29 protein-coding genes and 1 riboswitch are annotated in these 24,540 nt (G+C 51.5%); of the genes, 3 read left to right on the top strand and 26 right to left on the bottom strand.

The genetic code is table 11. The features are described from left to right. Positions 1-16 precede the first annotated feature (16 nt). Together C162_RS18640 and pth are read right to left on the bottom strand one after the other, a co-directional pair. Positions 17-247: an anti-sigma-F factor Fin family protein gene (locus C162_RS18640; protein WP_036696405.1), complete on the bottom strand. Its 231-nt coding sequence runs from the start codon at positions 245-247 to the stop codon at positions 17-19. 90 nt (positions 248-337) lie between these two features. Next, on the bottom strand, positions 338-898 hold the full coding sequence (gene pth, locus C162_RS18635; protein WP_036696402.1) for an aminoacyl-tRNA hydrolase: 561 nt from the start codon (positions 896-898) through the stop codon (positions 338-340). 84 nt (positions 899-982) lie between these two features. Here pth and C162_RS18630 point away from each other — a divergent pair, with 84 nt between their 5' ends. Beyond that, positions 983-1,189, top strand: coding sequence for a hypothetical protein (locus tag C162_RS18630; protein WP_379254216.1), 207 nt, complete (start codon positions 983-985; stop codon positions 1,187-1,189). 103 nt (positions 1,190-1,292) lie between these two features. On the opposite strand, the gene C162_RS18625 is transcribed toward C162_RS18630, so the two are convergent. The 13 genes from C162_RS18625 to C162_RS18565 all read right to left on the bottom strand — a co-directional run bounded on the left by C162_RS18625 (position 1,293) and on the right by C162_RS18565 (position 13,963). After that, complete coding sequence (locus C162_RS18625) at positions 1,293-2,246, bottom strand: ribose-phosphate diphosphokinase (protein ID WP_019914487.1); 954 nt, start codon at positions 2,244-2,246, stop codon at positions 1,293-1,295. Positions 2,247-2,355: 109 nt separating this feature from the next. Beyond that, the gene (gene glmU, locus C162_RS18620) at positions 2,356-3,756 is read right to left on the bottom strand and encodes a bifunctional UDP-N-acetylglucosamine diphosphorylase/glucosamine-1-phosphate N-acetyltransferase GlmU (RefSeq protein ID WP_036696398.1); all 1,401 of its coding nucleotides are present in this window, start codon (positions 3,754-3,756) and stop codon (positions 2,356-2,358) included. 244 nt (positions 3,757-4,000) lie between these two features. After that, the gene (gene spoVG / locus C162_RS18615) at positions 4,001-4,288 is read right to left on the bottom strand and encodes a septation regulator SpoVG (RefSeq protein ID WP_036696395.1); all 288 of its coding nucleotides are present in this window, start codon (positions 4,286-4,288) and stop codon (positions 4,001-4,003) included. Positions 4,289-4,498: 210 nt separating this feature from the next. After that, positions 4,499-5,326 carry a pur operon repressor gene (gene purR / locus C162_RS18610; RefSeq protein WP_036696393.1) on the bottom strand — a complete coding sequence of 276 codons (828 nt, stop codon included), beginning with the start codon at positions 5,324-5,326 and terminating at the stop codon, positions 4,499-4,501. A 111-nt stretch (positions 5,327-5,437) separates the two neighbouring features. Beyond that, a complete protein-coding gene (gene ispE, locus C162_RS18605; RefSeq protein ID WP_036696392.1) occupies positions 5,438-6,292 on the bottom strand; it encodes a 4-(cytidine 5'-diphospho)-2-C-methyl-D-erythritol kinase in 855 nt (284 codons plus the stop codon). A gap of 158 nt (positions 6,293-6,450) precedes the next feature. Beyond that, positions 6,451-6,630 carry a small, acid-soluble spore protein, alpha/beta type gene (locus C162_RS18600; RefSeq protein WP_036696389.1) on the bottom strand — a complete coding sequence of 60 codons (180 nt, stop codon included), beginning with the start codon at positions 6,628-6,630 and terminating at the stop codon, positions 6,451-6,453. A gap of 225 nt (positions 6,631-6,855) precedes the next feature. Further along, complete coding sequence (veg, locus tag C162_RS18595; protein WP_036696386.1) at positions 6,856-7,131, bottom strand: biofilm formation stimulator Veg; 276 nt, start codon at positions 7,129-7,131, stop codon at positions 6,856-6,858. A gap of 270 nt (positions 7,132-7,401) precedes the next feature. After that, positions 7,402-8,310 (bottom strand): sporulation peptidase YabG, encoded by a 909-nt coding sequence (gene yabG, locus C162_RS18590; RefSeq protein ID WP_036696383.1) that lies wholly within the window; start codon positions 8,308-8,310, stop codon positions 7,402-7,404. Positions 8,311-8,384: 74 nt separating this feature from the next. Further along, positions 8,385-9,269: a 16S rRNA (adenine(1518)-N(6)/adenine(1519)-N(6))-dimethyltransferase RsmA gene (gene rsmA, locus C162_RS18585; RefSeq protein WP_036696381.1), complete on the bottom strand. Its 885-nt coding sequence runs from the start codon at positions 9,267-9,269 to the stop codon at positions 8,385-8,387. Next, positions 9,266-9,817, bottom strand: a complete 552-nt coding sequence (rnmV, locus tag C162_RS18580; protein ID WP_036696379.1) for a ribonuclease M5 — start codon at positions 9,815-9,817, stop codon at positions 9,266-9,268. Before rnmV ends, rsmA begins: the two co-directional genes overlap by 4 nt. Before the next feature lie 161 nt (positions 9,818-9,978). Continuing rightward, on the bottom strand, positions 9,979-11,139 hold the full coding sequence (locus C162_RS18575) for a 3D domain-containing protein (protein ID WP_036696377.1): 1,161 nt from the start codon (positions 11,137-11,139) through the stop codon (positions 9,979-9,981). A 287-nt stretch (positions 11,140-11,426) separates the two neighbouring features. Next, positions 11,427-11,655: riboswitch (cyclic di-AMP (ydaO/yuaA leader) on the bottom strand. Positions 11,656-11,854: 199 nt separating this feature from the next. Next, complete coding sequence (locus tag C162_RS18570; RefSeq protein WP_036696374.1) at positions 11,855-12,625, bottom strand: TatD family hydrolase; 771 nt, start codon at positions 12,623-12,625, stop codon at positions 11,855-11,857. A gap of 54 nt (positions 12,626-12,679) precedes the next feature. Further along, complete coding sequence (locus C162_RS18565; RefSeq protein WP_036696372.1) at positions 12,680-13,963, bottom strand: HD domain-containing protein; 1,284 nt, start codon at positions 13,961-13,963, stop codon at positions 12,680-12,682. Between the two features lie 275 nt (positions 13,964-14,238). Here C162_RS18565 and C162_RS18560 point away from each other — a divergent pair, with 275 nt between their 5' ends. After that, a complete protein-coding gene (locus C162_RS18560) occupies positions 14,239-14,493 on the top strand; it encodes an AbrB/MazE/SpoVT family DNA-binding domain-containing protein (RefSeq protein ID WP_019914502.1) in 255 nt (84 codons plus the stop codon). A gap of 600 nt (positions 14,494-15,093) precedes the next feature. On the opposite strand, the gene rsmI is transcribed toward C162_RS18560, so the two are convergent. The 10 genes from rsmI to C162_RS18510 all read right to left on the bottom strand — a co-directional run bounded on the left by rsmI (position 15,094) and on the right by C162_RS18510 (position 22,996). Then, on the bottom strand, positions 15,094-15,999 hold the full coding sequence (rsmI, locus tag C162_RS18555; protein ID WP_036696369.1) for a 16S rRNA (cytidine(1402)-2'-O)-methyltransferase: 906 nt from the start codon (positions 15,997-15,999) through the stop codon (positions 15,094-15,096). Beyond that, positions 15,996-16,772, bottom strand: a complete 777-nt coding sequence (locus tag C162_RS18550) for a tRNA1(Val) (adenine(37)-N6)-methyltransferase (RefSeq protein WP_156949656.1) — start codon at positions 16,770-16,772, stop codon at positions 15,996-15,998. The genes rsmI and C162_RS18550 overlap by 4 nt, the downstream gene beginning before the upstream one ends. A gap of 130 nt (positions 16,773-16,902) precedes the next feature. Next, positions 16,903-17,265: an initiation-control protein YabA gene (locus C162_RS18545; protein WP_036696367.1), complete on the bottom strand. Its 363-nt coding sequence runs from the start codon at positions 17,263-17,265 to the stop codon at positions 16,903-16,905. Between the two features lie 31 nt (positions 17,266-17,296). Continuing rightward, positions 17,297-18,097 carry a PSP1 domain-containing protein gene (locus tag C162_RS18540; protein ID WP_036696365.1) on the bottom strand — a complete coding sequence of 267 codons (801 nt, stop codon included), beginning with the start codon at positions 18,095-18,097 and terminating at the stop codon, positions 17,297-17,299. Between the two features lie 149 nt (positions 18,098-18,246). Beyond that, positions 18,247-19,221 (bottom strand): DNA polymerase III subunit delta', encoded by a 975-nt coding sequence (gene holB / locus C162_RS18535; RefSeq protein WP_036696363.1) that lies wholly within the window; start codon positions 19,219-19,221, stop codon positions 18,247-18,249. A gap of 16 nt (positions 19,222-19,237) precedes the next feature. After that, positions 19,238-19,681: a YaaR family protein gene (locus C162_RS18530; RefSeq protein WP_036696360.1), complete on the bottom strand. Its 444-nt coding sequence runs from the start codon at positions 19,679-19,681 to the stop codon at positions 19,238-19,240. A gap of 38 nt (positions 19,682-19,719) precedes the next feature. After that, positions 19,720-20,049, bottom strand: coding sequence for a cyclic-di-AMP receptor (locus C162_RS18525; protein ID WP_036696358.1), 330 nt, complete (start codon positions 20,047-20,049; stop codon positions 19,720-19,722). Positions 20,050-20,163: 114 nt separating this feature from the next. Further along, positions 20,164-20,805, bottom strand: coding sequence for a dTMP kinase (gene tmk, locus C162_RS18520; protein ID WP_036696355.1), 642 nt, complete (start codon positions 20,803-20,805; stop codon positions 20,164-20,166). Further along, the gene (locus tag C162_RS18515; RefSeq protein ID WP_036696353.1) at positions 20,806-22,593 is read right to left on the bottom strand and encodes an aminotransferase class I/II-fold pyridoxal phosphate-dependent enzyme; all 1,788 of its coding nucleotides are present in this window, start codon (positions 22,591-22,593) and stop codon (positions 20,806-20,808) included. 217 nt (positions 22,594-22,810) lie between these two features. Then, a complete protein-coding gene (locus C162_RS18510; RefSeq protein WP_036696352.1) occupies positions 22,811-22,996 on the bottom strand; it encodes a sigma factor G inhibitor Gin in 186 nt (61 codons plus the stop codon). Between the two features lie 210 nt (positions 22,997-23,206). Here C162_RS18510 and C162_RS18505 point away from each other — a divergent pair, with 210 nt between their 5' ends. Beyond that, positions 23,207-23,731, top strand: a complete 525-nt coding sequence (locus tag C162_RS18505) for a hypothetical protein (protein ID WP_036696350.1) — start codon at positions 23,207-23,209, stop codon at positions 23,729-23,731. Positions 23,732-23,815: 84 nt separating this feature from the next. Here the strand turns inward: C162_RS18505 and C162_RS18500 are convergent, their stop codons facing one another. Beyond that, complete coding sequence (locus tag C162_RS18500) at positions 23,816-24,235, bottom strand: hypothetical protein (RefSeq protein WP_036696346.1); 420 nt, start codon at positions 24,233-24,235, stop codon at positions 23,816-23,818. Positions 24,236-24,540: the final 305 nt, after the last annotated feature.

Raw genomic sequence — 24,540 nt, 5'->3', positions numbered from 1 at the left:
GACAGGCGCTTCCACCTTACTGAAGCGGACTGGCCAGCAGACTGAGCTCAGGGTTGTTATCCAGCGCCTGCTTGCAGTAATCGCAGGTCACCTTCACCGTAATCTCGCCTTCTGAATCATACGCTATTATATCTCTGCGCTCCGCAGGGGTCAAGGATTGCAGCCCCAGCTGCATCTCTGTAATATCGCTTCTGCCAATGCTTCCCAAGAACGTCCGGCAGTGCCTGCATACATAGTGTATTGCCATCTATATGCCTCCTGAAGGTAGTATATACCTCCAGTATGCCCCGCCCGGGAAGGCTTTAGCCGCAGGGTCTTGAACCCTATGCCTTATATTTCATCCGTTGAATTTGGCCATGGTCTGTTCAAAGGTATGCTGCAGGCTGAATTCCACAGCATCGCAAGTATCACTTTTCATGCTCTCAAGCCTTGCTCCATCCTTCTTGGCGAAGGTAGACAGTACGTAGTCCACGATAGCAAAGCCAGGCTCCGGACGGGATATGCCCATCCTCACCCGGTTGAAGCTCTGGGTGCCCGTATGCTGAATGATGGACTTGATGCCATTGTGCCCGCCGGCACTGCCCTGATAACGCAGCCTGATCTTACCCAGCTCCGTATCCAGGTCATCATAGACTACAATCATATCTTCCAGCTGGACCTTATAATAATCCATATAAGCCCGTACCGCTTCCCCGGACAGGTTCATGAAGGTCATCGGCTTGATCAGCACCGTCTTCACACCGCCGATTATCCCTTCACCGATTACCGATTTGCATTTATTCTGGTTAAAGGCAATTCCGTGTCTGGACGCAAGCTCATCGAGGGCCATGAAGCCGACATTATGTTTGGTCTTCGCGTACTGCGTTCCGGGATTCCCGAGTCCAACAATCCATTTCATATTTATGGTTTTCCTTTCCGCCCGGTACTCTCAGCAGAAGAGTTCCGTTTTTGGTACAATAAGTTTATACTCCGGAGACAGGTGATGAACATGCCACATCAGGGCGATATCTTAACACTGCAGCGCCATTTCCAGTACCATATTCAATATGCTGTGCCTGTTGAAGTCTATAGGGGGAACGCGCACGTAGACATCGGTGTGATTACAGCAGTGGACGAAGGCTTCGTAGAGCTGCAGGGTACTTTGTACAACCGCAGCCTCTTCACCTTCATCTCCCGTCCGGGATATTGAAGCTTATAAGAGCCTCAGTCCCAGCCGCTGAATCACGCCGATAAGGGTTACACCTTCCGCTTGACGAAAGGTGTAACCCTTTTTCTGCTGATCTGCCTGCGGCCTATTCGATTTCGAACAGCTTACTGATCGACAGCTCTTCATGTACGCGAATGATAGCTTCGCCCATAAGCGGAGCTACCGACAGCACCTTGAGCTTGGAGGTCGGGTTGCTGCTGCGAATTGGAATGGTATCCGTCACGATTATTTCTTTGATCGGAGAGTTTTCCAGACGTTCATGCGCCGGACCGGACAATACAGGATGCGTACAGCAGGCGTAGACTTCTTTCACGCCGCCTTCCATCAGAGCATTGGCTCCCAGAACGATCGTTCCTGCCGTGTCGATGATATCATCGATCAGGATCGCCGTTTTGCCTTCAATATTACCGATAATGTTCATAACCTCACTAACGTTCGGTTCAGGACGGCGCTTGTCGATAATCGCCAGCGGAGCGTTAAGGAAGTCGGCCAGCTTTCTGGCACGCACCACACCGCCATGGTCAGGAGAGACGACCACCGGGTTCTGAATTTGCTTCGAACGGAAGTATTGGGCCAGAATCGGAACACCCAGCAGATGATCCACAGGAATGTCGAAGAAGCCTTGAATCTGCATTGCATGAAGGTCCATAGTAATGACGCGATGTGCACCCGCCTTCTCAATCAGGTTCGCTACCAGCTTGGCCGTAATCGGATCACGGGAACGGGCCTTACGGTCTTGACGGGCATACCCGTAGTAAGGAATCACGACATTGATGCTCTTCGCTGAGGCACGCTTAAGCGCATCTACCATCACCAGAAGCTCCATCAGATTGTCGTTCACCGGTCCGCAGGTGGACTGTACGATATAGACATGACAGCCCCGGACACTCTCCGACAGCTTAACCTGAATTTCTCCGTCACTGAAGCTGGTCGTATGGGACTCGCCCATCGGAATGCCGATATAATCAGCAATCTGGCTGGCCAGCTTAGGATTGGAGTTGCAGGTGAAAATCTTGAGTTTGGAATCACAATAAGTCATAAAATATAAACCCTCCGTGACGGAATTTAACTGGCCAAAGCACCGGCGCGGATGTGCAAGAAGTCCGTCCGGCGCTCTAAGCCTACAGCTGCTTTCGTGCTTACACGCTTTACGATGGACTATGCTGGCCCTTCTTCGCCTTGGCCCGGGAGCGGATCTTCTCTGCATAACCCGGCTTATTCTCCTGCCTTGCTCTGGCAATCGCCAGATCGTTCTCCGAAACTGGACGCGTAATGGTGGAACCGGCGACAATAAATGCGCCCTTGCCCACTGTAACCGGAGCAACAAGGTTCACGTTGCTGCCGATAAAGGCATCATCGCCAATCTCAGTTCTGAACTTATTATAGCCGTCATAATTTACGGTGATCGCGCCGCAGCCAATATTTACATTCTTGCCGACCTCAGCATCGCCTACATAGCTTAAATGAGATACCTTGGAGCCGTCGCCGATTGTAGCATTCTTGATCTCTACGAAGTCGCCGACCTTAACACCCTCACCCAGAACGGTGCCGGGACGTAAATACGCAAAAGGCCCAACGGAAGCCCGTGTGCCGACCTGAGCCTGATTCAGTACGGAATGCTTCACAGCCGCTCCGTCCATAATCACGCAGTCTTCAATTTCACTTGCCGGACCGATCACACAATCTTCGCCGATCACTGTCTTGCCCTTGAGCACCGTGCCTGGATACAGCACCGTATCTGCTCCAATCTCAACCTCTGCCCCGATATAGGTTGAAGCCGGGTCGATGATAGTGACTCCGCCGAGCATATGCTTCCGGTTGATGCGCTGACGCATATAGCCTTCGGCTTCAGACAACGCCAGACGGTCATTTACACCAATGGACTCCGCTGAATCATGGGCCTGATAACCCAGAACGATATCGCCCTGCGCCCGGAGTATGCCGATAACATCCGTCAAATAATACTCCTGCTGGTTGTTGGTGTTCGTAACCTTCTCCAGAGCGGCAAAGAGCTTAGCATTATCAAAACAATACGTCCCTGTATTGATCTCATGAACCGAAGCTTCACTCTCTGTGCAGTCCTTCTGTTCCACAATCTTCAGCACTCCGCCGTCTTCGCCGCGGATAATCCGGCCATATCCGGCAGGCTGCTCCATAACAGCAGTAAGGACAGTTGCAGCAGCATTCTGTGCTTCATGCAAAGCCATCATGCCTTCAAGTGTCTCGCTCATGACAAGCGGCGTATCGCCGCAGATAACAATGGTGGTTCCTTCTTCACTGCCCAGAAGATCCTTGGCCTGCTTAACAGCATGACCGGTTCCAAGCTGGACATCCTGCAGCACATATTCGGCATCCTCGCCTAAATATGCCTTAACCTTCTCAGCGCCGTGGCCTACAACAACTACATTACGCTGGCATCCGGTCGCTTTCACTGTATCAAGCACGTGCCCTACCATCGGTTTACCGCAGACAGGGTGCAGCACCTTGTATAATTTAGATTTCATGCGCTTGCCTTGACCTGCAGCAAGTACAACAGCCATTCTTTTCAAGAATGCCAACCCCCTACTTCTTGAACTCACTACTGAATATATCTCATTCCGGGCAAAAAGAAAAGAGAACCATGCAGGCATGGTTCCCTTTTCTTCGAACCCCAATAAAATCACCCCACAAAGTGAGGCTTTGGCTCCGAGGCTGACCCACGTATTTTGCGGGGACCCCGAAACATATAAAGCGGTGTGGGCTGGTGCCGCCCTTGGGGAGGCAGCAACTCCCAGAGAGTCAGCGGTTCACCGCTTAAGCTCCCTCTTCAATAACTTCCTCTTCCTCCGTAGCGGCACGTTCGTACTCGGCCAGAACCGCAGATTGAATCTTTTCGCGCGTTCCCGAAGAAATCGGGTGTGCGATATCGCGGAATTCTCCGTCAGGTGTACGCTTGCTGGGCATTGCAACAAACATCCCGTTATTCCCGTCGATGACGCGAATGTCATGAACAACAAACTCGTTATCGATTGTAATGGATGCGATTGCTTTCATTCTCCCCTCAGAGTTGACGCGGCGGAGTCTGACATCCGTAATTTGCATGTGTGTGTTCACCACCTTTTTCCATCAGAGACTTGGTGTATAATTCCACACAGCAAAGCGAATTCCTTCTTTTTCATTCCAAATAATGCCTGATTAAGAAGATTATTTTTGCTGAAACCCTAATTTCGACAGATTTCGTGCAGTTATCTTAAGAATCCTCACAGTTTCGACATTATGCCCTACTTTTCAGAACCGGCATTTATCACTCATTCAGGAGGAGAAATAGTTGCCCGGAAACGCCGAAATACGCCGTACCTTGGAGTCCACCTCTGTCAGCTTCACCAGCGATACGTAGTCATGCAGCAGACGCTCTTCGTTCTCCACATCGCCGGACTCTACGAGCACGCCTACACCTGCAACCTCAGCATTGAACTCACCCAGCAGATCTACCATTCCGCGTACGGTGCCGCCCGCCTTCATGAAATCATCGACAATCAGCACCCGGGATTTCTCGCGCAGTGCCCGTCTGGACAGGGACATCGTATGGATGCTCTTATGGGAGCCCGATACATAGTTGATGCTTACAGCTGAGCCTTCCGTTACCTGATGGTCACGGCGGACCAGCACAACCGGCAGCCCCAGCTGCGCAGCCGTTGCGTACGCGAGCGGAATCCCCTTGGTCTCCACCGTCATGACGACGTCAATCTCCACGCCGTAGAAGGCGGTGGCAATGATCTTGCCGGCCTGCTCCATCAGGGACGGGAGGCCGAGCAAATCCGACATATACAGATAACCGCCCGGCAGAATCCGGTCACTCTGCTCAAGCTGCCCGCACAGACGGTTCACGAAGGCAAGCGCCATATCCATGGGCATGCTCGGAATATACCGCACTCCGCCCGCTGCCCCGGCCAGTGTCTGCAGCTCGCCCATCCCTTCGCCTTCAAATACCTCTTTTATAATAGCCAGGTCCTCGCTGATCGATGACTTCGCCGCACCGTACCGCTCTGCAAAAGTGGACAGCGGCAGCAGATCATGCGGCTTCTCCAGTAAAAATTGGGTCATGTCAACTAACCGTTGGCTTCGTTTAAGTTTTTTCACGGAATGCTCCTCGCCAAAACCGAATATTACTATGAATAATATCATTATTGTACGGATTTACACAAGCGGAAACCGCTTTGCCGCCGTTATGAGAGCATGGTCCCGTTCCGCTTAGCTAAGCGAACGCACTGCATAGACTTCCTTGCAGAATCCGCGCAGACCGTTATAGATTCTCGCCACCTTGGAGTGCTTGGAGACAAGGCCAAATACGGTCGGACCGCTTCCCGACATCAGCACGCCGTCCGCACCCAGCTTCAGCATCGCTTCCTTGAGCTGCTGCACTTCAGGGTGCAGCTTCAGGGTCACATCCTCCAGCACGTTGCCGAGGCCCTCACAGACGGCTGAGAAGTCACCGGCCTCCAGAGCCTGCTGCATGCGGAGCGCGGACGGATGCACCGCTATGTTGCCAGCGCGCACACGTCCGTATACCTCAGCCGTCGATACATTGATCGGCGGCTTCGCCAGGATAACCCACATTTGCGGCGGATTCGCGATTGGGGTCAGCCGTTCGCCCCTGCCCGTCGCCAGGGCAGTGCCTCCTGTGACGCAGAACGGGACGTCTGAGCCCAGCTCAGCGCCCAGCTCCTGCAGCTCCTGCACCGGGATGCCCAGGCGCCAGAGCCGGTTCAGGCCGCGCAGCGTAGCCGCGGCATCGCTGCTTCCGCCGGCGAGACCGGCAGCAACCGGAATTCTTTTGTCCAAATGGATATGTACGCCGCTTCTGACGTTATACCGGTCCTTGATCAGCCTTGCCGCCTGGAAGGCCAGATTCTTCTCATCCAGCGGAATATATCCGGCCTGGCTTGAGATAATAATCGAATCCCGCTTCAGCTCCGACAGCTCCAGACGGTCCGCCAGATCGACCATTGTCATTATCATTTCCACTTCATGAAATCCGTCAGCCCGCTTATGCAACACATCCAGCATCAGATTAATTTTTGCCGGTGCCTTCTCATACATTTTCAAGGCGTTCACCCACCCTCAGCTTTTCCCGTACAAAACAACTTAACATATTATATGAGAAACTGACAGTGAAGTCCATTAAATATACATCCGGTTCTATGATGAAGAAAAGGTACCGCCCGCAGGCGATACCCGGTGCGGCATGACACCGCTACAGCAACTTACGATTTCCGCGCAGCAGCCTGCTCTGCCAGCTGAATTGCCCGCTTCACCATATTCCCGGCGTCGACTGCCCGGATTCCGCCCCAGCCCTCCTGCTCAACCGTTTCGTAGAACCCAAGCTCCTTAGCCAGCTCCGTCTTCAATTCCTCCGACATCATGCTCCGTCTTCTGCGGCTCATTACAAATTCCTCCCTTGTATGTTGCTCTATGATGAATGTACTGCCTATGTAGTATGCAGCCAGGAGGCCAGTGTCATGCAGCATAATTCAGGAAGACCCCTACATGCAAAATAACCCCACAAAGTGGGGCTTTAGCGTAGGTGATGACCCAGGTACTTTGCGGGGACCCCAAAACATAAAAATTCTATCAAAAAACAGCCCCCCTGCAGGGAGACTGTCATGACGCTAAGCTTTGATATACATAATCCGCATCTGCCCATCGTCTTCGGTAACTGTGATTTCCACAGATTCAGTAAGTATATCGGCATAGCTATAGGAGACACGCTTGAATGTCTGCTGCTCCTGATCGAGTTTGACAATAAATACAGAAGGGTACGTTTCTTCCAGGACACCGGTGCGTTCAACGGTCTTCCGACGGCCACCGTTAGCCCGCAACGTGATCTTATGACCGACGTGAGCTTCAAGACTGCGTTTAATTTCCAACAGCGCGTTATTAGCCATTGCCTGACGACCACCTCTTTCCTTGTCCATTATACAACTTCTATAACCACTTGTCAAATTAAATAAATAATTATAGATGATGATAAAAAAGTTGTCAACGGAATTTTTTTAGACGGGGAAAGTCCTGACTCAAGCACCTTGTTATCAGTAATGAAGACTGGCTGCTCCCTGGCCCATCTTGTGTTAGAAGCTGCTTGCATGGCAGCAAAAATAGGATAAGCACGAATGCTTACCCTATTCCTTCCGCCTGTTCAGTTATCACTTGCCCGGCTACAGCATCGAAGGCGCTACCTTCAGCGTAGCCAGGTTCTGCAGTTGGGGCATTCCGATCCGGAAGCTGCCCCGCGTCTCTATTCCGCCCATCCCCTGATTGCCGCTGATCGTATGGCTCAGCACATCGCTTAAGTTCACTGTATCCCGGATGGAGGTAAAAGAGGCCTTGGCCGCGATATACACCGGATCCAGGGCATGAATGAGTATTCTGCCCGGGGAGCTGGCGAAGTTGGCACCATTGCCCAGGAGAGCCTCAAAGTGCGACTGGCAGGCTCCGGCTACGATCGTCAAGGCATCGAAATTCCGCTCGTACTCACGGGCCACCCGGATGGCTGCCACAAAATTCTGTGAATTCTTATAGCTGCTCAGACTGTACAGATCATAATTCTGCTGTTGCTTAAGTACTCCATCATGGCCGGTAATCACTACGATATCGGGACGCACACGGGGCAGCAGGCGGTACAGCGTCTCTGCCATTTTGGATTCGTTGACATGATGTCCCTCCGCCGGTATGCGCAGCTGCTCGTAGAGGCTCAGGCTCTTCTTCAGATAGAGCGCATCCCCGTCCAGATGCAGGACCTTGCCCGGCACTTCAAAGTAAGCCGCCTCCTTCGGAGATTGGCCCCAGGTTCCCGTGGACCCCGATACACTCTCTCCGCTTCGCTGGCTCTGCACCTGCCGGTCTTTACGCAGCCAGGTTAGAGATTCTGTTGCCTTGATCTGTGCACGCTGTCCCCGCTCGGTAACCCGTGTAGGAGGCACCTGAACCAGATCCTCCAGCGGAGAATCCGCCAACAGACGGAACTCCGTGCCTTTGATGACTGCTCTATTCTGCAATATATTGTCTACCCGGAAGGTCACATCGCCGCCATAGGATTTACGAATGACCAAGTCTCCTAGATTCATCACAACACCACCTCTACCCCATGTTATGGGCAAAAGCCCCGGTTGGTTCATCCGCCGGGAGGGTTTTCTGTATTCTATGCGATGCCTGCGGCCAGAAGAACCGCACTGAGCCGGGCATACTCTTCAATGCTAAGCGTCTCGCCGCGCCGCGAGGGTTCAATACCGGCTTCGGAGAGCAGCGCCTCCAGGCGCTCCCGCCCTTCTTCCGGGAAGAAGCGGGCCTTAAGATTATTGGCAATCGTCTTGCGCCGCTGGGTAAAGGACGCCTGAACCACACCAAAGAAATGCTTCTCGTCCGCTACCTCCACCGGAGGACGTTCTCTGACCTTCAGCCGGATCACAGCAGATTCAACGTTCGGCTGCGGGATGAACACCGTACGCGGCACCATGCAGACCAGCTCAGGCTCGCTGTAATACTGGACGGCAATACTCAGGCTGCCGTACTCCTTGCCGCCCGGAGACGCCGCCATACGCTCGGCAACCTCCTTCTGGATCATGACCACGATATTATCCAGCGGCAACTTCTCCTCCAGCAGCTTCATGAGGATGGGAGTAGTCACATAATACGGCAGATTAGCTACTACACTAACCCGGTCGTTACCCGCGAAATCCTCAGCGAACAGCTCCTGCAGATTCACCTTCAGCACATCGTCATTGCGGATCTTCACATGGGGATATGGCGACAGGACATCCCTGAGAATCGGAATCAGCCTGCGGTCAATCTCTACTGCAGTAACAGCCCCGGCCGTCATCGCCAGCCGTTCCGTCAGTGCTCCGATTCCCGGCCCAATCTCAAGTGCACCGGCTGTGCTGTCCAGACCGGCGGCATCCACGATTTTGTCCAGAATATTCTGATCGATCAGAAAGTTCTGGCCCAGACTTTTTTTGAAAGAGAATCCGTAACGCTGAATTATTGCTTTGGTTCTTGTTGGGGACGAGATATTCTCGATACCGCTCATGAAGTAATGCCTCCCTGATCAATTTGGGCGAGGGCCTGCGCGAATTCTTCGCGGGTAATGCCGAACATCGCCAGACGTTTGTATAGCTGTTTGCCATTGCAATAACCGATACCGAGCAGATTGCCAAGCTGCATTCTGCGCTCAGCCGCCCGAGGATGCACCATCAGCCCTGCGGCCATGAGCTCATCCAGCCCGATAATAGGCGGCGCCCCCTCGAAGGAGGTATGTACATGCTCCAGCGCATGGCGGATAGCCTCAGGCGAAGCATTCTCTATTCCGATATCGCCTTTGCGGGTTGCATCCTTCTCAGGGATGAAGGCATGCTTGCAGCCCGGTACCTTGGCCGCAACGATTTTGCGGATTCGCTCTCCGGCATGATCCGGGTCGGTAAGAATAATTACACCCCGGCGCTCCATGGCCAGCTTGATCTTGGCAATGACCCTGCTATCCACTGCCGAACCCCCGGTTTCAATCGTATCGGCCTCAACCGCCCGCTTAACGGCAACAGTATCGCTTTTCCCTTCAACCACAATTAGCTCTTTAATCATAAATATTTTTACTCCTTACTCCAGAACGCAAAAAGAAGAGGATTCGCTCCCCTTCTTTTTGGCTAAAGAATGTATAAGTGATGAGCGGCAGCTCTCTGAAATTTCGTAAGTGCTTCCCTCACTATATCGTATTAACCGCTAATTTGCAAAAGACTTTACGTTTAGTTCAGCTCCGGCTTCACAGGTCCGATCACATAGAGTGTGCGCGACTTACGGCCGAAATTACGGGCATGGCTCAATGAATCGTAATAGACATCCACCTTGTTGCCTTTGATGGCACCGCCGGTATCCTCTGCTCGGCGAAACCCTAATCCTTCAATGTACACCCACCAGCCAATCGGTATAACACTAGGATCTACAGCTATAGTGCGGCCTTCCGTTACGCGTGTGCCGGAGGCAGTACGTGTTCCAATACCCGGTTCCTGCGACGAATACGCAGTCATGGATACGTTTTTGATCATTCTTTTGTACTCGAAATCCAGACCAGCCTTACTGGTAACATTGCTGACCCTTGCACTGGCTTTAGATGAGTTGGAGGTTGTTACAGGTTTGGAGACTTTGGCAGTAACTACGACGGGCTTAGGAAGCGGCTTGGTTCCAATGGCAATGACTTTGTCCTTGGTAACAGTCTGTACTTCCTTGCCGATCATGCGCATGGATGCCAGCTCGCCATCTTGATAGATCTTCTCGATGTGCTGAATCATTACGCCCGGCTTACCTGCCTGTGCCACTCTTACGGTTCCCTTGGTCAATGAGGGGTCTGCTGTCTTAATGACCCGGAAAGGCAAATTAGTTGTCCGTTGAACCACATGCTTGTTAATCCGGACAATTTTGATTTCCATGTCTGCAGATACTGCGGTTTCTAGCGAAGGGTAAATCTTGTCTAAGCCTTCCAGGCTATAGCCCAGCTTGTCGATGGCCTGACCAATAGTATCCTCGGTCGTAAATAACGTCTCGGTCTTTCCGTCTACGGTAAGAGCGAACTTCTGCGCAGTGTTAATCACGATACGGTCGCCGTCTTTTATTTCATCACTAAGGCCAATAGATAATTCATCATGCGCCTGCAGCGAAATCTGTTCCTTAGCCAGCATATCACTGAACAGCGTTTCCCGCGTCTCCAGTGTCTGTACCTGTCCGTCTATTACTAGGGTAATTTCTTTTTTGCTCTGACCGTGTACGTACAGCAGTATTAACAGTGCGATAACAATCGATGCCACACCGGCAAGTAAAACTACGCGGGGATTCACTTGCTTCAACCGTAATGCGAAAGACCTGCTGGATGATTGCGAATCATGGGATACCTCTGGTTGGAATACGCCCACTCTTTCCATCCTCCTTACATAGCCCCGTCGTCCAAGTTATATCAAGGTGACTGTATCACTTCTGACGAAACTAAGTTTGAGTTTGCAACAGGATACGCCCGCACTTGCTTCAGCGTTTCCTGCTCATGGATCGCCTGCTCGGCATAGTTACTCCGGAGATCTGTTATATAACAGTATGCCGGGAGCATTCTCATTATTCAAAACAAAAGAAGCCTAAAAAAGAGTTCTTAGAGGACTCTTTCGTGGCTTCCCGGTGTCGAATACGTCGGAATGCTTATGCACGAGGTTTCCTCTCTTACTTGCGCTTACGGGGTTAGCTGTCGGGTTCGGACATAAGAGAGACGCCCTATCTCAGGTCACCCGCTCACGGCGGTTGCCCTCAAATTCACCCCAAAGACCACGTAAAGAAATCAAATAATGCCTGCGGCAATTCTGTGCCAGTACTCTTGTACGTTCATGCGGCAGCGCATTATTGGTTCCCCCGTTCTCCATACGGAGACTCAGCGAGACGATCCATGAAATTAGTGACTGTCACAGTTACAACAGCTCACTGCACTGAAAAGATGATATCCTGTTTTGATACATGTTGTAAAGGACGATTCAACCACGTTTACGTAAAAAAATGATTAAAATATTGTAATAATCGGCCGTTTTTCAGTCAAAAAAGTTTAATACATCCGCTATACTTCATTTTTCACCGCTTTTACTCCCGTTTTCAGAGTATCCCAAATCGTTCCAGTGCGTTCGCATACGTAATTTCAGCCAATTCCTGTAATTCAATCCCTTTTATTGCCGCGGCCGCCTCCGCTACCAGCCTCACATGAGCGGTCTCATTTCGCTTGCCCCGGAAGGGGTGCGGAGTTAGATATGGGGAGTCGGTTTCGATCAGCAGCCGGTCTAGCGGAGTCTGGGCAAGCACCTCTTTGGGCACCCGGGCATTCTTGAACGTAATCGGTCCACCAAAAGAAAGATGGAATCCTAGTTCAAGACACATCTTGGCACTTTCCCAGCTGCCGGAGAAGGAGTGCATTACGCCGCCAACCTCGCCCGCCTTCTCCTCGCGGAGGATACGGATCACATCTTCATGAGCATCTCGGTTATGAATACAGATTGGCATCTTCAGCTCACGGGCCAGACCGATCTGCTTGCGGAATACATCATGCTGTACATCCTTAGGGGAGGTGTCCCAGTAGTAATCCAGCCCGATCTCACCGATGGCAACCACCTTGGGATGAGAGCATAAGGAGGCGATCCATTCCAGGTCTCCGTCCCTCATCGTGATGGCATCCTGGGGATGCCATCCTACGGCTGCAAAAATATAATCATATTTCTCGGCAAGCTGCATGGTCGTCGGTATCGTGTCCCGGTTAAAGCCAATGTTGATCATCTTGCTGACGCCGGCTTCCAGCGCTCTGGCAATGACCTCTTCGCGGTCTTCGTCGAATTGTGGAGCATCCAGATGGGTATGGGTGTCGAATAACTGCATTACATTACATCCTTTCGGCCTGTTGTGTTATCTATAATTCCAAGCTTGATCTGATTATTTGGCAAAAATCTCTGCGATGGACGGCGGCAACTGTGAAAGGGCTTTCTGCAGCCTGTCCTGTGGAAAATACAGATGGTATCTGCCGCGGTGAATACCGCTGATGGAGCGTACAATGTCCGATACCTCGGAGATTTCCCTCAGCCGCTCATGCTTGTCCAAAAGCAGGATCTGCTTGCTGTCAAAGCCCTCTCCCGGACGGAACACATCATAGGGAAGATCGGTGGGATAATCAATTTCCAGGTCATAATCGGGCCGGAGTCCCGCACCGGCGAAGCTGCGGCGGATTTCGTCAATTGTGTCAGAATCCAAATGCTCCATTTCCACATATTTATACAGTTTACGATGGATAAACCGGCTGCACAAGTCGCTCAGGATGTCATCCTCCTCCAGCGTCCACTGCATGAAGGCAGTCTGCATCAAGGCTTCATCCAGCAGCAGATACTGCCCTACCGTTACCTCTCCGCTGAACAGATCACTTAAGGGCTCAATCATGAAGCGGAAAGCATGCTGCTGCTGCACCAGCTCCTTGGCCCGGCGGAGAATCTGTCTGAGAATAATCTCTGAGCTGCGGGTTACCGGGTGGAAATAGACCTGCCAGTACATCTGATACCGTGACATTAGGTAATCCTCAATCGCATGCATCCCCGATTCCTTCACAACCACCCGGCCGTCATAAGGACGTAGCATCCGCAGAATCCGGTCGATGTCGATGGTTCCGTAATTCACCCCCGTATAATATGCATCCCGGAGCAGATAATCCATTCGGTCAGCATCAAGTGGTCCCGACACCAAATTGACAACAATTTCATGCTCGTAGGTTTTGGAGATGACTGAGGCCACTTTATCGGGGAAATCTTCAGCCACATCACGCAGAATAGCAGTGATCTCTGTATCCTCCAGAATGATACGGCAGGTCCAGTCTTCATGATCCATTTCGAAAGCTTCTTCTATAGAATGGGAAAAGGGTCCATGCCCCAAATCATGCAGCAGTGCCGCACACAGGGTAAGTAGTCTCTCCTCCGGCATCCAGTCCTTGTAGCCGCTCCGTTCAAACTGGGAGATAATCCTCCGCGTAATCTCATATACCCCCAGAGAATGGGAGAAGCGGCTGTGTTCTGCCCCGTGAAAGGTCAAATAGGAGGTCCCAAGCTGCCGGATGCGCCGCAGACGCTGGAATTCCATAGTATTGATCAGTCTCCAGATAATAGTGTCCTGTACGTGGATGTAGTTGTGAACCGGGTCCTTAAATACCTTCTCTTCTGACAGCGGTTGCTTCATGAAATCATCTCCTTTTCTTGTTTTATATAATATATTGTCGCTCTTTGTCGAATATTAGCGATTCATATACTGCCAAATCGACAAACATCTTAATAAGCTATTTTAGACTCAGTTGCCCTATCAAACGCGGAGTAAATGTAGTCTCAAAATATTCCTTAAAATTCGCCTGAAAAAAGGTTGACTGTTTTGGGAATGGTTGGTATTATAAATATCATAAAACAGTGAAGAATGTCGAATAATGACGCTTTTGAACATTGAGAGGAGCAACGATTGTAATGATGAAATCAACAGGAATTGTACGTAAGGTAGATGAGCTTGGACGGGTCGTTATTCCAATAGAATTGCGTCGTACCCTAGGCATTGGGGAAAAAGATGCGCTCGAAATTTACGTGGACGGTGAGCGGATCATGCTTAAGAAATACGAGCCTGCTTGCATTTTCTGCGGCAATGCTGAGAATGTAACTTACTTCAAAGGTAAAATTGTTTGTCATGAATGCATTTCGGCTATCCCTACCCCTGTGACAAACTAAAATAAATAGGGTATAATAGGAACTAATCCAATTGTTAATTCTAACCTTTTTATATCTCCTTGGCCTCCCGTTCGCGCGGGAGGTATTTTTTTATGTCTACCCTCTCTACAGGGAGGGCCCCAGCCCTCTGGACACCCGGAAGCTTGGTGGATCTCTGTAGCTAGCGCGGAAGGAAGCGGGGTTCGGTGGTGGACCGACCCTGTTCGGCCTCCCTGCGGGATACACTTTACATCGGAGCGTTCTGCCTACAGGATACGGCTTTACGAGGGAGCGCTCTCCGTGCGGGATACACTTAACTGCACTGGTTACTGGCTATACAAAGTAGAATATTTTCGGATGGAAAATTTGGATAGCTGTATTCTATACAGTTATTTACTGGTATAATGTCCGCCCGGGCAGGTTAGTAGTACTTCATGTATTTATATCCAGATAAAACCTTTATAATATCTATTTACCTATACACATAAATGTATAAACTACATCTAAAACTAGTTTAAGGTAGATTTTCAACCATAAAAGTGTTCATAATACATTTATTTCAATGGTTTCACTGATTATATAACCCATTTATAAGTTCCAACTTGGTGTCAGCCTTATCCCTTATTCCCGCTCCAGGAGTTCATTATAAATATCGCGCTTGGACAGGCCACGGTCAGACGCTGCCTTTTTCATAGCATCCTTACGTGTTAAACCTGAGGCTTCATAATGAGCCACATGCTCCCCGGTACTAAGCTGGCGCCACCAGGAAGACTCGGCCAACTCCGCCTCCTCTTTACTCTCTCCCTCAAGTACGATCACGTATTCGCCAAGCGGGGGATGCTCCTCCAGCCAGGCCAGACACTCCTCAATGTTTCCGCGCAGGAACTCCTCATACCGCTTAGTCAGCTCACGAGCCAGTGTAATCCGGCGGTTGCCGAAGGCCTCCTGCAAATGAACGAGTGTCTTGGCAACGCGGTGAGGTGATTCATAGAAGAGAAGTGTCCCTTGGGCAGAACGCAGAGGTGCCAGAACAGCCCGGATATCCTTGCGCTCCCTAGGCAGGAAGCCGATGAATGTGAAGCTGGCGGTAGGCAGTCCTGAGGCAATCAAAGCCGACAATGCGGCATTCGCCCCAGGCACTGGAATCACCGGAATCTGATGGCTGACAGCCAGAGCTACCAGATCGGCACCAGGGTCGGAAATCGCCGGCAGACCAGCATCGCTGACAAGTGCCAGATTTTTACCTTCTATTATATAGCGTATCAGCTCCGGCCCACTGGCCGCCTTGTTATGCTCATGGTAACTGAACAGCATGGACGGTGTAATTTCAAAATGGCTCAGCAGCTTACGCGTCTGCCTCGTATCCTCAGCGGCGATAATATCGCATTCCTTCAGCATGCGCACTGCCCGGTAAGTCATATCCTCCAGATTGCCGATCGGTGTAGCCACCAGATACAGGCACCCGCATCCTTCGGGCTTCGCTCCGTCATGGTTGTTTTGAAAGCTGCTTTGGCATTGTATGGTCATTGGCTCGTATCCTCTTTGTTTCCGTAATAAATATCCATAATCTCAGGGCAATATTGATTGTCCTCATTATATACGATTAAAGGCGGTTGTAAACGCACCTCGGGCTTCCCGTCACGCGCAGCCTCAATCAGAACCATATTCGCTTCCAGATGGGCGCGGGGATGCACAAAGCGGATCAGCTTCGGCTCCAGCCGGTGCTTCCGCATCAGACTGATAATATCTACAAGGCGCTGCGGCTTATGCACCATGCTGACTTTGCCTCCGGTACGGACCAGCCGGACACAGGCCTGAATGACCTCCTCCAGAGTACAACCGATTTCATGACGGGCCATCGCCTGATGGGAATTCAGCTTCAGATCACTCCCGTTCAGCGGCATATAGGGGGGATTCACCGTGATCGCATCGTATACGCCATAGCCCGCTGTAAGATGAAGTTCCCGCAAATCGCCCTCATGAATTTGTACCTTCTCTTCCAGACCGTTAAGCGATACACTACGCCGGGCCATATCCGCCAGACGGGGCTGAATCTCGATTCCTTCAATAGAAGCCTTCGTCCGTGTAGACAGTAGCATGGGAATTACCCCGTTACCCGTACACAGGTCAAGCACCCGTCCGCGCGGCGGTACACTGGCGAACCGTGCCAGCAACACGGCATCCATCGAGAAGCTAAATACTTCGTCACTCTGGATAATTCTCAGATCATGGGTGAGCAGATCATCAATCCGTTCTGCTTCATGCAAGGATACAGGTGTATTGTTCATTGAATGGGTCATTGTAATCTCCTAAAAGTTTTTGTTGAGCATATGCTTCAATCTGTATATTCTTCGAAACAAAACTTACTTCGGAAGCATAGCCTTACATTCAAAAAAACCGTAGGCGACAATCTCCTACGGCTGGATATCCTCATTTATTAAGAAAAGAAAGGCAGAACAGACAATCGCCTTCCGTCCGCAAATGCCCAAAGTAGACATTGCAGATGTGGAAGCCTTCGTGATACAGCCGGGCCAGATTATCGTAGCCTTCCCCGACAACCTCCTCTTTCCCTTCGGCAGCAAGTATAGCCTCCGCCTCTGCAGACAGCGCGGCCTTATCTACAGGCGCTTCCCTTTTCAATATGATACGAAGTTGCTCGTTCTCCAGACTCAGCTTCTGATTCGCTTCCATCAGCTCTTTGACCGTCTGCTTCCAATCGCTCAGAGTGGTGCGCATCTCATCCATCTGCGCTTCCATCTCCTGCATGTGTATAAATATATTTTTCTTCTCCAAGTTTCCACCCCGAAAGTAACCTTATAATGGTTTACTTGACGACAACATCATCCATTGGAAGTTCTTTAACTTTACCCACTTCAAACAGCTGCACATGAACCGTGCGGCTACCGGCATTGATACCGACTACCTTGCCGTCACCCAGTGAAGTAACGACCATTTTGCCTACGGCCGGCATTTCTTCCTTCGTGCTCTCATAATTATCATGCTCAAACTTCAGACAACACATCAGCCGTCCGCATAATCCCGAGATTTTGGTCGGGTTAAGCGACAGATTCTGATCCTTCGCCATCTTGATGGACACCGGCTCGAAATCACCAAGCCAAGAGGAGCAGCAGAGCACACGTCCGCATGGTCCTAGTCCGCCCAGCATCTTGGCTTCATCACGCACACCAATCTGCCGGAGCTCAATGCGGGTACGGAAAATGCTGGCCAGGTCCTTCACCAGCTCGCGGAAATCCACGCGTCCCTCGGCCGTGAAATAGAAAATAATCTTGTTGCGGTCAAACGTAAACTCCACATCCACCAGCTTCATTTTGAGGCCATGATCGCGGATTTTATTTAAACAGGTGGTAAAAGCATCCTTCGCTGCACCCTTGTTCTCTTCCACCACGCGCGCGTCGGTCTCGCCGGCAATACGCATGACTTTCTTGAGCGGCAGTACAACGTCTGCTTCCTGCACCTCTTTTTTGCCTACGACAACCTTACCGTATTCGACCCCTCTTGCAGTCTCAACAATTACGCATTGATCGCGTTCAATCGGGAAATCAAGCGGATCGAAATAATATATTTTACCCGCTTTTTTGAAGCGGACACCTACTACGCTGTACAAAAATTAACCCCCTTGTTTGACGGTAAAGGAACCCTTAAGCAAGACTGCTTCCCTGATGATCCATGCTTGTCCTTCCTCGTCCGCTATACCCGGTCTTTCCAGGGCTGAGGATTATATCCCGGAGGATCTATTATAAATAACCCGAACCTCTAGCTTTCCAGCCGGATTAAAAACTGCTCCAGACACAGCTGGGCATTGGCATTGGAACGCAGCTTCCGCTTGCTCTCCGCCGCATATTCCATATAAGCCACCCACTGCTGCGTACTCCTCTGACGGGCAGCCCTCGAAATAAAGTCTAACTGATCTATGAAAACGATACTTTCGTGCTTTCGGTACAGGAAGTAGAGCATATCTTTGAACCATAAGTGGAACATGCTGAATAGAGTATCCAAATGTTCACCAAGTCCGGTCTTGAACAGCTTCGAACCCGCGGTTGCCACCGCAGTGCTGCCCTTGCCCAGAGACTCCTTCGCTAATTGTAACACTAGATTTCTCATTTCTGCAAACCAATTCTGTGCCAAAAGTTCCCTGCAGCCGTCAAGACCGGCAGTCAGCGATACCGCGCATCGCGCCAGCGGCACCGGAACCCCTTCGCCGGACAACGCCTGCAGCATAATATCTGGATGCAGCGGGCTAAACGGAATGCGCTGGGTTCTGGACTGGATCGTCGGAAGCAGGGAACTGCTGTTATCCGAAATCAGAATACCAACCGCCGGGGCTGGCGGCTCCTCCAGAAATTTCAGCAGACTATTGGCGGCTTGCACCGTCATTTTGTCCGCTCCTTCTATAATATAGACCTTCGGGTTAATCCCTTCCGAGCGGTAGGAAAAAACACGTTGAAGCTCACGAATCTGGTCGATCTTAATACTGGCCCCATCGGGACGCAGCAGGGTCAGATCAGGATGATTGCCATGCTCCACCTTGCGGCATTCCAGGCACTCTCCGCAGGCATCATCCTTGCTGGCGGTACAGAATATCGCCTGGGCGAACGTCAGTGCCATCTTCACCTGCCCGCTGCCTGCCGGACCCGTGAACAGATAGGCATGGCTGACAGCATCCTTACGTAAGGCATTCTGAAGCAGCCGCTTGGCGTCCTCCTGGCCTAATAGTTCATGAAAAGACATAGGTTCCTCCAAGTTGTCAGAAAGAAAGATTAATCAGCAGCCCGCGGATCTCTCCAACCCGTCCCAGGAGATCGATCCGGCCCTGCTCGCTGTCGAGCAGATCATCTGCCATATTCAGCAGAGCGGCATCAACCTCCTCAAGCAGCTTGTAGCGTTTGCCGCGGCCCCGCCGGTCCCAGCCTTTGGTGTCCTTCAGCATCACTCCACGGCGGGCCGTCTCCTCCAGAAACCGTTTGATCAGGTTCCGGTAGATCGACAGCTCACGTACAGTCATGGATTTGGAGAGCCGGTCGCCTTGCAACTGGATATCTTTAATCTGACGGTTCAACTCATCTATAGTTTTCTGCTGGCTTTGCTGTTGAAATACATCGTTGAAGTTTTTTTGCTGGACCGGCCGCCTCTCAGCCTCCGTGGTCAGCATTTCGCTTTTTAAGGGCCTGTAGCCCGGGTTGATTTTCAAGGATATCTACCGCCCTTATGGTCTAATGCTCATTATGCTCAATAATGCTCGAAACGATCGACGGGAAGTACGAATACGGTAGCTCCGCCCACCTGCACTTCGACAGGAAGCGGCAAATAGGAATCTGTCGTGCCGCTCATCGGCGTGACCGGAGTGACCAGTTGCTCACGCACTTTGCAGCTGTTACGGATTACATTGAGTACTGCGTCTACCTGAATATCATCTACCCCAATCAAAAAGGTAGTGTTACCCGCACGGAGAAATCCGCCTGTACTGGCCAGCTTGGTGGCGCGGAAGTTCGCCTTCACCAGTTCACTGGATAGCCGGTTGCTGTCTTTATCCTGGATAATTGCAATGATCAAATTCATCTTCGTATCCCCTCCTATTAGTTATGTTCACAGGCTTTCCGCACAGCATTAGTTCAATCTGCAGAGAAGCCCTGTTCATTCATTATACCTCTATGTTCTATTTGACAAAACACCTTAGAAATCCTTTAATATCCTGTCCTTCAGTACACGTACAATATCCTGCTCCACCATATGGATGGGACGATTGGCATCAAGCACTACAATCCGCTCCGGATCGGAGCCGATAACCAGCTCATAGCCCGCTTTTACCTTCTGGTGGAACTCAAGGCTCTCCAGATCCAGCCGGTTCACTTCCCGGTTCTGATTGGCGGCAATCCGAGATAGGCCCACTTCAGGATCTACATCCAGGTAAAAGGTAAGATCGGGCATTCTCCCGCCAGTCGCAAACCGGTTAATCCCCCGCACCTCTTCGATGCCCAGCCCTCTGGCGTAACCCTGGTAAACCAGACTGCTATCTACAAAACGGTCGCAGAGCACGGTAATTCCCTCCTGCAAGGCAGGCTCGACTACCTGCGCCAGATGCTGGCTTCTTGCTGCCGCATATAGGAGTGCCTCTGTCCGGGCATCCATGGCCGTATGCGCCGGGTCGAGGATAATAGAGCGGATCTTCTCGGCAATCTCAATCCCTCCCGGTTCACGGGTGATTAAATAGGGCATGGAATGGTTCTGCAGATAAGCTGCCACCCTGCCTAGTACGGTTGTTTTGCCGGAGCCGTCGCCTCCCTCCAGTGTAATGAAGAATCCTTCTCGCTTCACTTATGCTTCTCCGCCCTTCTGAATGTTGTATACCTTAATATGCTGTAAGGCCGGATCAGTACAGGCCTGGAATTTCGCCCCGCCTGTACGCAGACGGATCAGCCTGTCACAGACAGACGCTGTAATGCTCTCTCCTGGATACAGGAGCGGAATGCCAGGCGGATAGGGAATAACCATCTCTGCCGCAATCCTGCCCACACTTGCCTCAAGCTCTATGCTCTCTGTCTCACCGGCAGCGACCGGCCGGGTTGAGAACGCAACCGGAGCTGATGCTGCCGGAATGTCAAAATTGTTCCACGTGGAAATATCGCCGGAGAAGGTTGAGTCCCCTTCTCTGCTATTATATGACACTGCCTGGGCTGCGTTCCGTGAGCTGGAGAAGGATTCTCCGCCTTGGGGAGCGGGAGCTGAGGCAGTGTCTGAGTAAGTAGACTGGCCGGGCCCAGCGGTAAGATCTAGACCAGAGACAGGTTCAGGATCAGAGATATGATCAGAGCCAGCAATATGATCAAGGTCTGATGAGGCAGTGGTCCCGCCTGTCTGCGGCTCTGCCAAGGAAGTCAGCGCTGCAATGTCCTGCAGCACTGTCAGCAGCTCCGCTGCCTCTTCAGCCTTCGAGCCGAGGCTGAAGGCCAGAACCACGTGCCGGTCGTCGCTCATCTCCGGCACGATTCCCCTCTCTTCGAGCCTGCGCTGCAGCTCGAAGCCCCCCAGGACCCCTGCGGCGTCATAAATGACCGCCTTAAAGGGGTCCTGGGTCACGTACGCCGCCCCGCGCAGCGGCGGCGTACTCGCTCCTGCGGCGCCCGCCTCGCCGCAGACAGGCTGCTGCAGCGAAGCCGGCTGCAGCAGCCCGAAGCGCGGCAGCGCCGCCAGGCCGCGCCGCAGGACATCCACGGCGGCGAGCCCCGCCGTGAAGGCACTGGCGCCCTGGCTGTGCAGCAGGCGCCGGGCCAGATCGAGCGAAGCCATCACGGGGTACGATGGGCTGGAGCTCTGCACCATGGCCAGGCGCTGCCGCAGCAGCGCGCGGTCCAGCCATGGCCCTTGCACATGCAGCATGGCGCCCATCGTCAGCGCGGTCAGCATCTTATGCGTGGACTGCACCACTCCGTCTGCGCCCCCGGCAAGCGCCCCGGCTGGAAGCGCCGGGTGCTGTCCGTAATGCGCCCCGTGCGCCTCATCTACCAACAGCGGCACGCCGCTTGTGTGACAGGCCTGCGCGAGGGGCGCAAGGTCAATGCCCATGCCGTAGTAGTTCGGCATTGTGACCATGACACCGGCTGCCTCCGGATAGGCATTCAGCGCCGCCTGCACCGTCTCAGCAGACGGAGCCACGGCGAGTCCGCTGCCCGGATCAATCTGCGGCTCCAGGAAGACTGCACGCGCTCCTGCCAGCATCAGTCCATGGATTACGGACTTATGGACGTTGCGCTGCAAGAGAAGCAGCCTTCCGGGCTCTGCACACACCGTCAGGATCAGAGCCAGATTGCCGGCGGTGCTGCCACCCACCAGCATATAACTCTCCTCCGCGCCATAACAATCGGCGGCCAACTCCTGTGCTTCCCTTATTACCCCTTCCGGATGATGAAGATCATCCGTTCCGGTAATCTCCGTCACATCGTAACGCATTACTTCCGTGAGATACCCCGCACTCTCTGCACTGACAGTACGCCGGTAAGCCTCCCCGTTCTTGTGTCCCGGCACATGATAAGATATATTACCCTTAAGTCTATATTGTTCCAGCATTTCGTATACAGGTGCCCTGCCAGGCTGTAGCTTGTCCATAGATTCTTCCTTCCCTGGGGGTTACCTTCTATTTTAACGCAATTACACCCAAACGCCTATCACTTCCGCAAGGGACCCCACAAGCAATAAAACGGCTCCCCTCACCCGGTCAGGGCGGAGAAGCCGTTAAGAGGAACTTTGTATTTGCAGCCAACGCGACACAGATTCACCGCCCGCTCTTTATATGTTGCTTGTTACAGGTACTGCAATTCGTGCATTAAGCATGCATACGCAGATTGATCTTCTTCATCCGGCTAATGAAAAAGTTGTACTTCACATCCTCAGCCTCCGTACGCACCATCTCACTCTCACAGTCTTCACAGATGAAATGCGAGACAATCACAATGCCCTCTTCCTTTTCCTGCCCGCAGATAATGCAAGCCTGCCCTGTTTGCTGTTCCATTTTCATCCCACCTTGACTCTTTTAAGAACAGTATGGTACACCTTCTATCATTTTAAACCTTTTCATAGTTTTTTCCTAATCCTTCATAGCCTAAAATATATATATTCGCCTGATACCCATTCTGTGAATCTGAGCCCGTTGTTTAATAAAACACAGGAGCAGGCCGATAATAATAACAAGAGAACTTGCGAGGAGGTCCGAATTCCAGGTATGGAACCAAACACCAAAGGTGCCGCTACATTCTATCAATACAAGCTTATCAAAAAAATTACTATTACAGCATTACTGCTGCGGGTCTATATCACCCTACCCTTTATATGTCTTGTGCTCGAAAGTGTCTTTCTCTCCTGGCTGAGTATCCTGTTCATGATTATAGCCGGACCTGTCATGCTGTGGATTCAGTATGTCATCTCACGCTCCGTCCTGCTGATTAGCGGACACCCTATCGCCAAGCGCTGGAAATTGTCCCTGCGCCTGCCCTGGCCCGGTTACATGCCTGATCAATATATCAATTACGGCATCTTCCGCTCCGTACAGCTGCATAACCTCTGGATCGGTCTTTGTATAGCCGCACTCTTCATCGTCTGGGCTCCGCCCGCCTTCACGGCTTCGCTGGCGGTATGCCACCTGTGGCTGCTGCTCCCCCGTCTGTATGCGCTGCTGCGGTTAAAGAGTGTAGCCAAAGATGGGATGCTCAAGTTCAATGCAGCAGACGCCTCCTATTACGCCCAGTGATCCCAACCAGATATACATAGCTCTGTATTTAAGCGGCCAAGCATGCACACAAAAAATCGCCATCCATAACCGGACGGCGATTTTTTATCTGTTCTTCAAGCCTTTGGTTGTGACCTTCTTTTCCTTCGGAATCATCACGATGAAATAGTCATCATGCACGGTCAGATGTACAATAAGTCCTTCTTTCTGAAAAACACGGGAGCTTCCGGAATCGTCTGCTTTCTGTTCCTGCTCTTCCCAGCCCCACGCCTTAATGGCAGCAAGATAAGGCTCCGGAACGCCTTTCTTCTCCTTCAACCCCGGCAGGGAGTACCGTACATAGTCCATAGCTACGTTTGTAGTTGTTCTGTCGGGTGAGCTTGCCTCTTTGGGCACGGGGAAGTCTTCCTCATTAAGTGCACCGTTAAAAGTCTCCCAAGCCGGCTCCTTCGTTCCGCAACCCGCCAGCATTACTCCGACTATACAAAGAATAACTAATATCCACAAAGGTTGAGTTCGCTTCATACCTTAAATCCTCCTTACCTCTACCATGCATCTAAAGACGCAAGAAAATTCCAAGATAGAATTTATACGTAGTTCATTCGTATTAAGGCTTTTGCTTATTTATTGCACTTTCCCATTATACTTGGAACCATCGCCTCGTCGGTAACAAAAATGTCACTCGTTTGTAAGCGTTTTTATACTAAAGCACCATACCCCTTCCCGCTTTTTATATACGCGGATATACAAAAAAGCCATTGTCGAATTGTCGACAATGGCTCATGTGTGCTTGGCAACGTCCTACTCTCCCAGGACCCTTCGGTCCAAGT

It is taken from the genome of Paenibacillus sp. FSL R7-269 (assembly GCF_000517865.1).
In the GTDB taxonomy this organism is placed as follows: domain Bacteria; phylum Bacillota; class Bacilli; order Paenibacillales; family Paenibacillaceae; genus Paenibacillus_AQ.
The sequence above is the reverse complement of the archived record's forward strand: the minus strand, read 5'-3'. Positions and strand labels throughout refer to the sequence as shown.

Excerpts from the sequence above, each read along its gene's own strand:
- C162_RS18640 (WP_036696405.1), bottom strand. The coding sequence starts at position 247 with ATGGCAATACACTATGTATGCAGGCACTGCCGGACGTTCTTGGGAAGC.
- pth (WP_036696402.1), bottom strand. The coding sequence starts at position 898 with ATGAAATGGATTGTTGGACTCGGGAATCCCGGAACGCAGTACGCGAAG.
- C162_RS18630 (WP_379254216.1), top strand. The coding sequence starts at position 983 with ATGAACATGCCACATCAGGGCGATATCTTAACACTGCAGCGCCATTTC.
- C162_RS18625 (WP_019914487.1), bottom strand. The coding sequence starts at position 2,246 with ATGACTTATTGTGATTCCAAACTCAAGATTTTCACCTGCAACTCCAAT.
- spoVG (WP_036696395.1), bottom strand. The coding sequence starts at position 4,288 with ATGCAAATTACGGATGTCAGACTCCGCCGCGTCAACTCTGAGGGGAGA.
- C162_RS18600 (WP_036696389.1), bottom strand. The coding sequence starts at position 6,630 with ATGAGCCGCAGAAGACGGAGCATGATGTCGGAGGAATTGAAGACGGAG.
- veg (WP_036696386.1), bottom strand. The coding sequence starts at position 7,131 with ATGGCTAATAACGCGCTGTTGGAAATTAAACGCAGTCTTGAAGCTCAC.
- yabG (WP_036696383.1), bottom strand. The coding sequence starts at position 8,310 with ATGAATCTAGGAGACTTGGTCATTCGTAAATCCTATGGCGGCGATGTG.
- rsmA (WP_036696381.1), bottom strand. The coding sequence starts at position 9,269 with ATGAGCGGTATCGAGAATATCTCGTCCCCAACAAGAACCAAAGCAATA.
- rnmV (WP_036696379.1), bottom strand. The coding sequence starts at position 9,817 with ATGATTAAAGAGCTAATTGTGGTTGAAGGGAAAAGCGATACTGTTGCC.
- C162_RS18570 (WP_036696374.1), bottom strand. The coding sequence starts at position 12,625 with ATGCAGTTATTCGACACCCATACCCATCTGGATGCTCCACAATTCGAC.
- C162_RS18565 (WP_036696372.1), bottom strand. The coding sequence starts at position 13,963 with ATGAAGCAACCGCTGTCAGAAGAGAAGGTATTTAAGGACCCGGTTCAC.
- C162_RS18560 (WP_019914502.1), top strand. The coding sequence starts at position 14,239 with ATGATGAAATCAACAGGAATTGTACGTAAGGTAGATGAGCTTGGACGG.
- rsmI (WP_036696369.1), bottom strand. The coding sequence starts at position 15,999 with ATGACCATACAATGCCAAAGCAGCTTTCAAAACAACCATGACGGAGCG.
- C162_RS18550 (WP_156949656.1), bottom strand. The coding sequence starts at position 16,772 with ATGACCCATTCAATGAACAATACACCTGTATCCTTGCATGAAGCAGAA.
- holB (WP_036696363.1), bottom strand. The coding sequence starts at position 19,221 with ATGTCTTTTCATGAACTATTAGGCCAGGAGGACGCCAAGCGGCTGCTT.
- C162_RS18525 (WP_036696358.1), bottom strand. The coding sequence starts at position 20,049 with ATGAATTTGATCATTGCAATTATCCAGGATAAAGACAGCAACCGGCTA.
- C162_RS18515 (WP_036696353.1), bottom strand. The coding sequence starts at position 22,593 with ATGGACAAGCTACAGCCTGGCAGGGCACCTGTATACGAAATGCTGGAA.
- C162_RS18510 (WP_036696352.1), bottom strand. The coding sequence starts at position 22,996 with ATGGAACAGCAAACAGGGCAGGCTTGCATTATCTGCGGGCAGGAAAAG.
- C162_RS18505 (WP_036696350.1), top strand. The coding sequence starts at position 23,207 with ATGGAACCAAACACCAAAGGTGCCGCTACATTCTATCAATACAAGCTT.
- C162_RS18500 (WP_036696346.1), bottom strand. The coding sequence starts at position 24,235 with ATGAAGCGAACTCAACCTTTGTGGATATTAGTTATTCTTTGTATAGTC.